Source organism: Salinimicrobium catena (genome assembly GCF_900102915.1).
GTDB lineage: Bacteria > Bacteroidota > Bacteroidia > Flavobacteriales > Flavobacteriaceae > Salinimicrobium > Salinimicrobium catena.
Window position 1 is genome coordinate 602,645 of record NZ_FNGG01000002.1, and the last position, 13,224, is coordinate 615,868.

Below are 13,224 nucleotides of genomic sequence, written 5' to 3' on the forward strand. Positions count from 1 at the left end.
GAGATTTAGTTCTTCCTGAAGGTCGGCTCAACCGGAAGGTGTAAGAACATCCTGTTTTCCTGCAGGCAGCGGCCCAGTTCCATGTAAACTTCTCTGATCTTTTCTTCGGAAGGTTCTGGCCCCAGACTTCTCAGGATCCTGGTAGACAAGCTGCCCTGGTCAAGGATTACCTCGATGGCTTCCCGGTAATTTTCGCAAATATTTTCTTTTACCCGCAAGTAAAGCTTCTTCCAGATCTCTTTCACCACAACCGGCTTATGCAGATCGAACAGTGCCAGGTAGGGCAGATCGTTCACGATGCTATCCTCGGCATCTTTGACCACCTCGTCAAAGATCTCAAAAAGCTCATCTTCATGCCACTTTTTTTGATCTTCAAGAGACACCAGTTCTTCGCTCACCAGCACCTTAAGCACCTCTACGAGGAACACAGCTATGGCCACATCGGCTTTTGGGCATTCCTGAAGGTCAATGACCCTTATCTCTATCGCGTGTCTGTCAAACCTCGCTATCGCTCCCCTGGAATTTAAAAAATGGTGGTCCAGGATATTCTCCGTATCATAAGGTTTTATCGCCTCATTGATAGGTTTGAATATTTTTTCAAAGTAGTCCCCGCGGGAAAATACCTGCTCGGGGATCACTTTTCCGGTCATTTGCGGGATCTCCTTTTGGTTCGTTTTGTATACCTGCATTCTGGCATCCTTATAGCCGGTAAACTTGCCTTCAAAAACAGGAGAACTGGCGCACAAACCTGGTATTATTGGCAACAGCAATCGCACTGCGGCATGGAGCCGTTCAAATTCCTCATCATCGTAAAAAGGCAGATTGATGTGCATGCTCTGCACATTGCTCCAACCGTGCCCACGGCAGTCAAAGATGCGGTGATACAGGGCGTAGATCTTACTGTAGCTGTGCTGCCATAGCTTCATATCCCTTTCAGGATTCATCAACGGGTGAGCGGCCGTTGGCAACAGTTCGGTATCAAGATCGGCGAGAAGCGCGTTCATCTCTCGCACGTTATCTGCGAAAAGGCTTCCAAGATGCTCCAGATCGGCAGTGGGACCATTGGTCTTCATCTCCACCACATGCGCCACCAGCTCGTTGCTCCACTCTATTGCCCCATTCTCCACGTCTGACGTCAAGGAGCCGTGTTTTTTAGTGAGCAACTGGTCTACAATAGGGTTCACAGAAAGATCAGCTTTACGCACCAGCATATATTCCAGTTCTATGCCGTAAACTTCAAATAAATGGTAGCTCATTCCTGTTTCTTTTCAAGCCTGTTCTTGAGGGCAGTTAAGATCTCAAGATATACTTTATCCCCGTAATAAACGTCCTCCACCCCAAAATCAATGTTAGGGTTGTCGTTGATCTCAATGACCATCGGCTGTCCATTCACCATTTTCACATCGATACCGTACAGGCCTTTTCCCATAATTTTGACCGATCTAAGCGCCACGTCCAGCACCTTTTCGGGAACTTCTTCAATAGGCAGGGAATCTGCATTGCCATCGCGGTCATCTTTTTTACTGGCATCCCAGTTGTATATCTGCCAGTGATCTTTTGCCATGTAATATTTTGAAGCATAGAATGGCTTTTCATCCAGGATCCCTATCCTCCAATCATATTCTGACGGGGAGAACTCCTGCGCGATGACCAGCTCAGATTTTTTCAGCATAGCTTTTACGAGCGTTTCATACTCTTCCTCTGTTTCCGCTTTTTTCACCCCAAAGGAAAAGGTTGAGTCGGGAGATTTCAGCACCAGGGGTAATCCGGTCTTTTGGATCACCTTGTTCTTGTTCTCCTTATGTACAATAACTGTCTTTGGCGTGGGTATTCCGGCATTTTCAAGCGCTTCGGCCATAAAGACCTTGTTGCAGCACTTCAGGATGGCATCGGGATAATCAATGATGGCGATATCTTCCTGCTGCGCCTTGCGCGCAAAGGCATAAGCTTCATTATTAACCTCGGTACTTTGGCGAATAAAAAGGGCATCAAAGGCCGAAAGTCTGGAGAGATCCTTGGGTGAAACGAATTCCACATAAAAGTTCATTTTCTCAGCCAGTTCGGCGAACTTCTTCAAGGCCTTCGGATTGCTTGGCGGGGCCGGATCGTTCGGTTGTACCAGAATGGCCAGGTCATATTCAAAATTGCTGTTGCGGGGTGTGTCATAACGTTTTTTAGCAAAGTACTCTTCCGCGAAATTATGCATGAGGGCCTTGTGCTCTTCAGGAATTTCAGCTTCAGAAAGGGCTTTTATTGACCTTATGTTCCATTTATTGGTATACTGAAATCTCACCCTTAAGAAAGGGATCTGGAAGTGCCTGTAGAACATCGCGCTCAGTTCCCTGTATTTCTGGGCCACGTTTTGTCCAAAGTAGATGCTCAGGGTGAATTCGGGAGATTTTATAGCCTTAAGGCTTTTCTGAATAAGATCGTCAAATTCATCTGACACGATCTTTACCAGCCTTGGTTCCCGCAGATCTACCAGGTTTTTCACAGTAGGTATCGGCAAATGTCCGCGTGCTTCTGCCAGTAAAGAAACATAGTAGCCTTTGGACTGGTATGAATAATCTTTGCAAAGATTGAAGATCCGGGCTTTTTTAAGTTTGGAAAATCCGGGGTGGGTGAGGTATTCCCGGGCCGAGATAACTTTCATGTTTTCAAGGGTAAAGTTCCAATGCGCGGGATTATTGACAACTAAATATTTATTCATTCAGGTTTTAAATAGTTGATCAAAATTAGATGAAAAATCAATCCCTTTTCTAAAATAATTTGCTGCTTCAGAATTATTTTTTTGCTGATCTGAAAAACAAAAGATGGATATAAAAACCTTTTAATAAAACATTGATTTTTAGTAATTTAATAGTGCATTTCACGAGAAATGTGTTCTTCGAAAAATGAATGATTTCCGAAGAAAAAACAGAAACTGAGAGTTGAACTAAAAATGACAGAATTATGGCAACCAATCTGAATTTTGAAAAATTTGCAAAGGACGCACATGAGTACATCAACTTTTTGGCAAAAGAACTTGGGCATCCAGATGAAAAAGAACGGGTTTTGATCATTTGGCGGGCGGTAATGCATTGCATAAGAGACAGGATACACCTGGGAGAATCAATGCAACTTATCGCTCCTTTACCCATGATCCTAAAGGGAATATATGTAGAGGACTGGAAATATTCTGAACATCCGCCGAAGAAATTCCATACCATTGATGAGATGAAGGAAGAAGTGAAGGCCATCCAGCGGCAGTATGGTGAGGAAGATTTCCCCTGGAACAAATCTACAGAAGAGATCATAGCCATTACTATACATTCCCTGAAACGTTTCATGCACGATGAACAGCTCCAACAGCTTAAGGAACAGATGCCCAAAGAACTACAGGAACTGGTAAGCTAGGATTAATAAGAATTTAATAGTCTTCATTGTTTTTTCACATTTCATTTCATATTGATTATTCTTAATCACAAATTTCTGTTAATCAATAAATTGAAGTTTTGAAAAAATAAAATATCTTTTACTTTTGGAATAGCAAAACAGTTGGACATCGTATGATGATTTAACTGTAAATTTTCGAAATCGATGATCGGGTAATTTTTACTGGGGGGCAAAAATTACTTTTAAAATCATTGAAATTGAGAGAAAGAGAACGCCAGTTTAGCTTGCCGGTAATGTAATAGTTTCCTATACAGCTACATAAGGGTTTAAATTCTCAGATAAGCAGGAACGTTATTCGTTCCTGCTTATTTTTTATACCAAAACGGGAATCCAATAATTGGACTCCCGTTCTTAAAAGGATATAGATCTTGCTCTCTTAAATTAGCCCCGAAATATTTCCTTCTTGATCTATGTCAATTCTTTCTGATGCAGGATGCCCCGGCAAGCCAGGCATTCTCATCATGTCTCCTGTAATAGGAATTAAAAAGCCTGCCCCGGCTGCGATCTCTATCTCCCTAACGGTAAGGGTAAAACCTTTTGGCCTGCCCAGCAGCGTGGGATCATCAGACAGTGACTTTTGGGTTTTCGCGATACATACCGGCAGATTATCCAACTTGAGGTTGGCGATGGTCTTAAGATCCTTTTTGGCTTTTGGACCGAATTCCACTTTTTCTGCGCCGTAAATTCCGGTGGCTATGGTCTCGATCTTAGTGATAACATCCATATCCCAGTCATAGAGCGGTGTAAATTCATCCTCACTTTGCTCTACTACCTCCACAACCTTTTCAGCCAGTTCAATAGCGCCTTCTCCCCCACGGGCCCAGCCATCGGCAACGGCTACTTTCACCTGCATCCTCTCTGCCAGCTCTCTGATCACTTCGATCTCTTCTTCACTATCACTTATGAACTTGTTGATAGCGATCACCGGGGTGATGTTGTAAAGACGGGCGTTCTCAAGATGCTTTTCAAGGTTAGGCAAACCTTTCTTCAACGCCTCCACATCTGGAGTGGTGAGACTGCTTAAAGGAGCGCCACCGTGATATTTCAAAGCTCTTATGGTTGTGGTCAGCACAATGGCTTTAGGTGCAAGACCTGCACTCTGGCATTTGATGTCAAGGAATTTCTCTGCCCCCAGGTCAGATCCAAATCCCGCCTCGGTCACGGTATAATCTGAAAGGCTCAAGCCCATACGGGTAGCGATCACAGAATTCGTTCCCTGGGCGATGTTCGCGAACGGTCCGAGGTGGATGATCGCAGGGTTACCTTCTATGGTTTGTACCAGGTTAGGTTTAAGCGCATCCTTCAGCAGGGCGGCCATAGAACCTTCAGCCTGCAGGTCTCTTGCGTAAATCGGCCTCTTATCATAAGTATAGCCTACAAAAATATTTCCAAGGCGACGTTTAAGATCTTCCAGGTCTTCAGCCAGGCACATGATGGCCATGATCTCTGACGCTGCCGTAATATCAAATCCGCTTTCACGGGGTATACCAGATCCTGTTCCTCCCAGGCCTATCACGATATTTCTTAGGGAGCGGTCATTCACGTCCATCACCCTTTTCAGGGAAATGGTCCGGGCATCCAGCCCCAGGTTATTTGTCTTGCTCTGCAGGTTATTGTCGATTAAAGCTGCCAGCAGGTTGTGTGCCTTTTCTATTGCTGAAAAATCCCCGGTAAAATGAAGGTTGATATCTTCCATAGGCAGCACCTGCGAGAATCCGCCTCCCGTTGCTCCTCCCTTGATCCCGAAGACCGGACCTAAAGAAGGTTCCCGCAGAACCACAGTGGTCTTTTTTCCAATGCGGTTAAGCGCTTCAGAAAGACCTATGGAAACCGTGGTCTTACCTTCCCCTGCAGGGGTTGGAGAAATAGCAGAAACCAGGATAAGATTTCCCGTCTTTACCTTTTCTCTATCGATCTTATTAAGCGGGATCTTCGCCTTGTATTTACCGTACATTTCAATGTCATCTGCATCAAGACCAAGTTTTGCTGCAATTAAGGTTATATGTTTCAGCTCTACCTGTTGAGCGATCTCCAGATCATTTAAGGGTTTGGTGTTTTTCATAATTCTGTTTGTTTCCCACAAACGCCGCTGTGGATTAACTTCCTGTTTCTGGATCAAAGTAAGAGAAAACACAACATTTAAATTATGACGGGAGTCAGTAATTCCTGAATATTTCACTGTTCCAGGATCTTTTACTAAATCTCACAAATAACTGATTACCAGTTAATTGTTTTTTGTGCAATATGACTTTAGTCATGTATTATTTTTATTCCGGTTAATATCTTCAGAATCTACTTCCCCGCAGTACCGCCTTCCCAAAAGTTCTGTAACCTATTAATTTGCAACAATATGAAGACTTCATTACTCAAACGAAGCCTGACGCTTCTAATTCTCAGCCTGAGCTTTACAATACCATCAACAGGCCAGGAACATTTAGAGCCGGGGGAGTTAGATCCCTTGTCGCAGCCAAAATTCGTGAATCCGCTTCCTTTTCCGGCTACTCTTACCGGAACTTATCATGAGCTCACGCTTTCTCAATTTACACAGGGTTTAGGGGTTTTTGACCCGGCAACACTTTCCCATTCCGAGCCAACAGAATTCGAACCAAAAGTTTGGGGCTATAACGGCAGTTATCCTGGGCCTACCATTGAAGCCACTACCGGAACTCAAATTCAGGTAAAATGGGTAAATGACCTGCCAAAGGGAAACGTACTGGAAAAACATCTTTTTAGAATAGATCCCTCCATACACTGGGCCGGATCTGTTAATGGCAATTCAGAAAATGGCAATGAGGGCCATGCAGTAAAATTCCTTAGCGGCATACCCTCTATCACTCACCTGCATGGAGGACATTCTGAAGCCGCCAGTGACGGGCACCCCGAAGCCTGGTACACTCCTGGGTTGATGGAAACAGGGCCGCAGTTCTATGACAACGGTGGTCTTTTTACCTACCATAATGATCAGGAAGCTGCCACTTTATGGTATCATGACCATACCCTGGGCATTACCCGCCTAAATGTATATGCAGGCCTTGCAGGATTCTATATTCTGAGGGATTCCTGGGAAGAAAATCTTGGATTGCCTTCAGGCGAATATGAGATCCCCCTGGTGATCCAGGACCGCAGGTTTTACGAAAACGGAGAACTTTACTACCCTTACAAAGTGGAAGAGCTGGAAGATCCTTTAGAAAAACCTTTGAATACAGACGGAGTAACCGTTCTGCCTGAAATGTTTGGTGATTTTATTCTGGTCAATGGAAAGGCATGGCCTTTCCTGGAGGTAGAGCCACGTAAATACCGCCTCCGCCTGCTGAACGGATCTGATTCCCGCTTTTATGACCTGTTTCTTCCAGGCATCACTTTTTATCAGATAGGTTCAGATGGAGGTTTACTGGCAGAACCGGTAAGAAGAAACCGACTTTTAGTAGGTCCCGGGGAAAGACTGGATGTGATCGTGGACTTTTCAGATCCAGGATTATGGGGACAAACCCTTATATTAAAGAACAATGCCCGTTCCCCATTTCCGTTCGGGACCACCCCTACTCCTCAAACCAGCGGACAGATCATGGCCTTCAAAGTGGTATTGCCCATGGAAGAAGGAAGTGTTGACGAAAGCGTCATTCCTCATAACCTAAGGCCGGCAGCATTTGAAGTGGAAGAAGCCGTAAGTAAAAGAAAGCTGGTCCTGTTTGAGGGCACAGATGAATACGGCCGTTTAAAGCCCATGCTTGGAACTGCTGAAGAAGGACGGCTGCCCTTTACCGCTGAGGTGACCGAAAAACCGGAACTGAATACTGTTGAGGAGTGGGAAATCTATAACACTACTGCAGATGCTCATCCCATTCACCTGCATCTGGTACATTTTCAGGTAATAAACACTCAGAAATTCAATACAAAAAAATTTGTGGAAGGCGATCCAGATTCCATTAAACTCCTGGGACAGCCCAACCCCCCTTCAGCCGGAAATGCCGGAAGAAAAGACACTTTCATCGTCTACCCTGGAGAAGTCGCCCGGGTGAGGGCCTTGTTCGACAAGGAAGGTCTGTACGTGTGGCACTGCCATATCCTCTCTCATGAGGACTATGACATGATGAGGCCATTTGAAGTTATTAAAAAAACCGAAGAAGTGGCCACAGTTGGCAATACATTTGAAACCTCTAGCACTTTCATAAAAGATCTTTCGGAGGAAAATATTGAAAAATTTGAGATCTCACCCAACCCGGTGAAAGATGTGACCAGAATCAGATTCAGTTTCAGGAAAGCTTCGAAAGTGATCATACAGATCCACGATTTTTCAGGAAAAATTGTGGCAACACCATTTAAGGGATCAATAACCACAGACCGGAACTACGAGGTCATGTTCGACAGAGGCGGCCTTCCCGGGTCAACTTATATTTGTAAAATAAGCACAGATGATGGCAGGTCTTATGAAAAATTGATCGTAGTAGAATAGCTGTTGATCCGGCTGTTTCTTAACAGCCGGATCACCTTTAATTAACTGCCTTAAAAAAGTGGTCAATATGCTCCTGATCCCCGCTTATGAAAACCAGATCGTTCTTAAGGATCTTTTGATCTGGAGTAATACTATTGATCATTTCATCTTTGCGGTTAATGGCCAGCACGTTCACTCCAAATTTCTTCCTCACGTCAATTTCATTGATGGTCTTTCCCGCTACTTCCCCGGCATCGGCCATGACCCTTACGCAGGTGATCTTAAAATCGGGAATCTTTGGTGTGGTAAGGGTCCTGGAAACCCTTTTCTGTGACTGGAACATTTTGTAATTATCGGCCCTTATTCTATCGACCAGGTTCTCGAGGTCATCAACAGGCACCAGATAGTTGGAGAGTACCCTGGAGAAGATCTCTACCGAAGTCTCGAACTCTTCGGGGATCACTTCATCTGCACCCAGGGCCAGGAGGTTTTCTGTTTCCTTTATATAACGGGTTCGTACCAGCAAATAGACCGATGGACTTAGATGCCGGATATTGGCAACGATGATCTTAGTTGCCTGCGGATCTGATATGGCCACCACTACTACCCTGGCCTTCTTCATTTTTACCCTTTCCAGGATATGTTCGTGTACCGCGTCACCGTAGTAGATAGGTTCGCCGTTCATACGTTCCTGTCTCACTATCTGCGCATTGAGTTCCAGGATCACGTAAGGGATTTTGGCGAAACGCGCTGCCCGCGCCAGGTTCCTTCCGTTGATCCCGTAACCTACAATCAACAGGTGATTATCAAGATCCTTCAAGGTGGAGCGGTCTTCCATCTTCGGGTTCTTTATGATCATTTTCCATGGTTTTTGAAGAGGGGAATTGAGAATAAAATTCGAAAGCTTATCAGAAAAAATAATCACAAAAGGTGTGATTAGCATGGATAGTACAGAAACCGAAAGAAAATACTGGTTCATTGTTCGGGTGAGAAGACCGCTTTCAAGGCCGATTCGGGATAAAATAAAAGAGAACTCACCAATTTGAAAAAGAGCCAGGCCCGTTAATACCACCGTTCGCAACGGGTATTTTAGAATAGCCGTGACCAGGGCTACTATAGTTCCTTTAACAAAGAAAACGACAAGGACAAGCATCAGGATCAAGCCCATGTTCTTCACGAAAAAATCCAACTGCAGCAGCATTCCTATGGATATGAAAAAGAAACTGATAAAAAGTTCTCGAAAGGGCAAGATGGTACTGGTGGCCTGAAAACTGTATTCAGATTCAGAAATGATCAACCCGGCCAGGAAAGCTCCAAAAGCCAGTGAAAGTCCGGCTGAAGCCGTTAAAAAAGCAACGGCAAAGCACAAAGTAATGGTAGAAAGAAGGAACAGCTCTTTACTACCGGTTTTGGCGATCACGTACATGGCACGGGGCACAATGTATCTTGCCCCGATATAGGTGAGTAGTATTACCAGGCCAGATTTGAGCAGCAACAAAAGGATCTCTCTGCCCATATCTACTGCCCCGCCCGCAAGGATGGGTGTAAAAAGCATCATGGGCACCACAATGATATCCTGGAAAATAAGCAGGCCCAGGGCGGTACGGCCATGCGGCGCTGAGATCTCATTGCGATCCTGCAGGATCTTAAGGACGATTGCGGTACTGGAAAGTGAGAACAGGAAGCCTATGAAAACGCATTCATTCCACGGAAAACCAAGGAAATAATATACTACTGCAGCCACTGTAATGGTAAGCCCCACCTGCAGAAAGCCCCCGTAGAGCACCGTGCGCTTTATGGAAGCCAGCTGATTTACCGTCAGTTCCATACCTATCACGAACATGAGCAGGATAACCCCTATCTCTGAAAGGACCTCTACCTGTTCGGGGTTTTCAATAAGGCTCAGGCCGTAGGGTCCAATAATGACACCGGTGATAAGAAACCCGAGTATACTCGGCAGTCTGATCTTTTGAAGCACGAATACGACCACTACAGAAAAACCGAGTAAGATGACGATGTCCTGTAGTAAAGGAAAATCCATAGGCGGTGTAGACTTCAATGTGACATCTTAAAAATAAGGCTTTTTCAGGGAATATTACGAGCTAATTTACTGGTGCCTATGCAGATATGTTCCTTTATCTGCTCCTTATTCCAAAAGCAGTATACAGCGGACAATATTCAAATAAGCCGGTGAGCAAGAAGATACCCGCCGGCACCAGCACGATAAGAGCCAGGGATTCTGGGATGATCCCTTTGAAAAGCAATCCGGTAATGACAAGAGCGAGGGATATCCTTATGATCTTATCGGGAATTCCAATGTTTCTTTCCATGAAGAGAAGCTTAAAGAGGTTCAGCACCCAAACCTATGGCATTTAAAAACCCTATACACTGATCGAGATCATAAAATCAGTTTCCGAATGTAAATTCCGTGCTTATATCCCAGGTCTTGCCATTATGCTGAAAAAGATAGATCCCTTCTGCTATAAAGGTTTCATCAAATTCCCTGTTCCGAAAATCTTCCCAGACGGCCTTGAATCTATTTCTGGCAATGTCTCTTGTGGCAAGGGTGATATGGGGATGAAACTCTCGCAGATTCTCTTCCCGGGTTAGCAGGTCCTTTTGCAGCACCTTTAAAAGTTCGTTTTGCAAACTTTTTAATGGACCGGGATCTACCACATCAATATAGATCACCCGGGGCGGGAAAGCCCCGAAGCCTTCAAGTTTTAGTGGGAAAGCGTGCCTGGCAAGGGCAAATTCCCTGATGGTATTGTGCAACACCGGTAATCTCGAGGATTCCATTTTGAACGGAGGTTGCAAAGTTATGTGTGCAGGTAATCTCAAAGCTCTTTTTGCACCGTATTTCCTGTGTATCTCTTCCTTTAGGGATCTCACTTTTTCTTTTAAATCTTCCGGCGGCACAAGGGCGATAAAACAAAGTGGCATAGGAAAAATTTAAATTGTTAGAACAACAAAGGCCGTTCACTGCCTATACGAAGAAAGCAGCGTTTGCCTTCCCTAAGTGCGAGCCAGGCAAGAACAAGCCCCCCCAGGCTGTCAATATAGCCCAGGCCTGTCACCGCATACACCACACTGCTTAGCAAGAGTACCATAGACATATAATGACACACCAGAGTACAGTAAGCATCGGCAAGAATGGCGTCTGACTGCAGTTTTTCCCCAGCCTTTTTCTTACCCAGTACTACGGCCCACATCACCACTATTGAAAATACCGAGATCATCACCCCCCAAAAAGTGGCCTTTGGCCTGTGCCCAATTATGATATTGAAAACACTTACAAAGGTTAGTCCCAGGGCCAGGAAATAAAAAGCCGTACCGGTGATTCGCAATGCCTTGCGTTCAAAATGACCTCTCTTTTCCTGCGGATTCCTTTTTATGCGGCGCACCATATGAGCTATGCCCATACCAGAGACCACTTCGATAAAGCTGTCCACACCAAAACCAAAAAGCGTAACGCTTTCTCCTTCAAGCCCAAAATATAAGGAAAAGATCCCTTCAAATATATTGTAGACGATGGTGAAGACCGCAAGGCCGTATGCGAGTCTAAAGAAAAACCTCTCCTTCGCCTTCATAACCCCTTTTGTTTAAAGATACAAAATAAGCTAATGACTTGTAAGCAACATACTAAGGTTCAGGATGTTAATTTTAATTCTTGATCCTGAAGATCAATGAGGAAGATCTTTCCTCAAAAAGCCATTTTACGGCTGCAGGAAAATGTTCTCTCCAAAAAACTTCATCGTGCTTCCCGCCTTCAATGATCTCCAGCTTTAAATTATTTACAGGAATCTCTTTGGCTTTTAACAGTTCTTGCATGTGTCTAAGATCGGAGACCATGTTTTCATCTTCGGCTGTACCGCCTAAAAAGTAAAACCGGTGTTTTGGATCGATCTCAGCGGAATCTGCCGCTTTGAAGATCTCTTCGCTGAACCAAAAAGAAGGCGAGAAAACCCCGGCGCTGCCAAAGGTTTCCGGATACTTCAGAATAGCATAAAAGGAGACCAGTCCACCCAGGGAAGATCCCATTATAGCGGTGTTTTCAGCTTCGGGCAGGGTTCTGAAACTAGCGTCCACGTGAGGCTTCAGAGTTAATCTCAAAAACTCGAGATAAGCGTCGGCTTTACCTCCGCCATATTTTTCATGGGGAAAAGGGGTTAATTCTTCTATCCGCTTCTCATTGCCATGCTCCAACCCAATTACGATCACCTCCGGTTGCTGCATGGAATCAAGAGCCTCATCGACTTTCCACTCCCCCACGAAGGAAGTACTCGCGTCAAAAAGATTCTGCGCGTCGTGCATGTAAAGCACCGGATACCTTTTATCTGAAGTGGCATAAGCTTCGGGCAGGTACACCCATATCTTTTTAATGGTATCCAATTGCGGAGCTTCAATCTCAAAAGTAGAAACGTTAGCAGAGGCGGTGCTTTGGGCAAAGCCTGAACAACAACTTAAGGCGAAAATAAAAAGTATAAGATTCCTCATTTTTCAATTTTTATAAATTCCGGAAGATCCAGAAAAGGCAAATTATGCCCAGCACCAGGTAAATGGCTTTTTTTCCGTAGAACTTCCTTTTCCAGGTATAGGTCTTTTCCGAAGGTTTCGCAAGCCTGTCAAGATAAAACCCGAAGAGCACATAAGGAATGGCGATCACCAGCAAGGCATTCTGTTTAAAGGCATTCAAAAATTCCATTTTCAGCAGCTGATGCAAGGCCCGTTGGGAGCCGCAGCCGGGACATTCCAGCCCGGTAACGGAATAAAAGGGGCAGGCAGGAAAATACCCGCTTTCCGAAGGGTCAAAACTTCCGTAGATCACCAGCAGGAGCAATCCCAAAAGAAGAAGCCCTCCCCACTTCCCTATTTTAGTAACGGTCAAGCGCAAAGACAACAGCTAAGAAGGCCAAATAGATCACGAAACCGGCAACGGCGATCCAGAAGCCTATCTGTGTCCATTTCCCCGCCTCTTCAGAACTTCTTTGAGCACCGGCAATATCCCCGCAATTGTATTTGGTCTCTACCCTTGCAGCATTGACAATTCCGGCGATACCAAAGGGCAGACAACAAAAAATAGTCACCAGGATAGATTCCACGAACCAGGTGCGCGGCATGGGTACATTGGCAGTCTCTCTGCTGTAAATGGGTGATGCGGCAACAGGTTCTTCTCCAAAACTGCCTTCCAGTTCGGGAAACTGTTCGGCAGGAAGCCATTTTTCCGAAGACTCCACGCGTACCATGGCGTTTCGGCTGAGTTTTTTCGCTCTTAATTCTTCAAGGGAAAATGGTCCGTGAGTGGTAAGACCATCAGAATAGTAATAATTTTTCATTGATTAGTTATAAGACTTCTA

Annotated in this window: 12 protein-coding genes; 2 read left to right on the plus strand and 10 right to left on the minus strand. The window is 44.9% G+C overall.

The window, feature by feature from the left end; translation table 11 throughout:
* Nucleotides 1-5: 5 nt before the first annotated feature.
* Nucleotides 6-1,256 (minus strand): carboxylate-amine ligase, encoded by a 1,251-nt coding sequence (locus BLS64_RS07225; protein WP_093112824.1) that lies wholly within the window; start codon nt 1,254-1,256, stop codon nt 6-8.
* Nucleotides 1,253-2,710: a RimK family protein gene (locus BLS64_RS07230; protein ID WP_093112825.1), complete on the minus strand. Its 1,458-nt coding sequence runs from the start codon at nt 2,708-2,710 to the stop codon at nt 1,253-1,255. The genes BLS64_RS07225 and BLS64_RS07230 overlap by 4 nt, the downstream gene beginning before the upstream one ends.
* A gap of 242 nt (nt 2,711-2,952) precedes the next feature.
* On the opposite strand from BLS64_RS07230, the gene BLS64_RS07235 reads away from it, so the two are divergent.
* A complete protein-coding gene (locus BLS64_RS07235) occupies nt 2,953-3,396 on the plus strand; it encodes a DUF2267 domain-containing protein (protein WP_093112826.1) in 444 nt (147 codons plus the stop codon).
* Between the two features lie 415 nt (nt 3,397-3,811).
* Here the strand turns inward: BLS64_RS07235 and BLS64_RS07240 are convergent, their stop codons facing one another.
* On the minus strand, nt 3,812-5,497 hold the full coding sequence (locus BLS64_RS07240; protein WP_093112967.1) for a formate--tetrahydrofolate ligase: 1,686 nt from the start codon (nt 5,495-5,497) through the stop codon (nt 3,812-3,814).
* 288 nt (nt 5,498-5,785) lie between these two features.
* On the opposite strand from BLS64_RS07240, the gene BLS64_RS07245 reads away from it, so the two are divergent.
* Nucleotides 5,786-7,888 carry a multicopper oxidase domain-containing protein gene (locus BLS64_RS07245; RefSeq protein ID WP_093112827.1) on the plus strand — a complete coding sequence of 701 codons (2,103 nt, stop codon included), beginning with the start codon at nt 5,786-5,788 and terminating at the stop codon, nt 7,886-7,888.
* A gap of 37 nt (nt 7,889-7,925) precedes the next feature.
* On the opposite strand, the gene BLS64_RS07250 is transcribed toward BLS64_RS07245, so the two are convergent.
* From BLS64_RS07250 to BLS64_RS07280, 7 genes are all read right to left on the minus strand, one after another.
* A complete protein-coding gene (locus BLS64_RS07250; protein WP_245693390.1) occupies nt 7,926-9,926 on the minus strand; it encodes a monovalent cation:proton antiporter family protein in 2,001 nt (666 codons plus the stop codon).
* A 76-nt stretch (nt 9,927-10,002) separates the two neighbouring features.
* Nucleotides 10,003-10,197: a YgaP family membrane protein gene (locus BLS64_RS07255; protein WP_093112968.1), complete on the minus strand. Its 195-nt coding sequence runs from the start codon at nt 10,195-10,197 to the stop codon at nt 10,003-10,005.
* A gap of 76 nt (nt 10,198-10,273) precedes the next feature.
* On the minus strand, nt 10,274-10,810 hold the full coding sequence (locus BLS64_RS07260; protein WP_093112829.1) for a 2'-5' RNA ligase family protein: 537 nt from the start codon (nt 10,808-10,810) through the stop codon (nt 10,274-10,276).
* 17 nt (nt 10,811-10,827) lie between these two features.
* Nucleotides 10,828-11,457 carry a cation transporter gene (locus BLS64_RS07265; RefSeq protein WP_093112830.1) on the minus strand — a complete coding sequence of 210 codons (630 nt, stop codon included), beginning with the start codon at nt 11,455-11,457 and terminating at the stop codon, nt 10,828-10,830.
* A gap of 73 nt (nt 11,458-11,530) precedes the next feature.
* Entirely contained in the window at nt 11,531-12,364 is an 834-nt protein-coding gene (locus BLS64_RS07270) for an alpha/beta hydrolase (protein WP_093112831.1), read from the minus strand.
* 10 nt (nt 12,365-12,374) lie between these two features.
* Nucleotides 12,375-12,755: a DUF2752 domain-containing protein gene (locus BLS64_RS07275; RefSeq protein ID WP_218124604.1), complete on the minus strand. Its 381-nt coding sequence runs from the start codon at nt 12,753-12,755 to the stop codon at nt 12,375-12,377.
* Nucleotides 12,742-13,203 carry a CD225/dispanin family protein gene (locus BLS64_RS07280; RefSeq protein WP_176763444.1) on the minus strand — a complete coding sequence of 154 codons (462 nt, stop codon included), beginning with the start codon at nt 13,201-13,203 and terminating at the stop codon, nt 12,742-12,744. The genes BLS64_RS07275 and BLS64_RS07280 overlap by 14 nt, the downstream gene beginning before the upstream one ends.
* Nucleotides 13,204-13,224 lie beyond the last annotated feature (21 nt).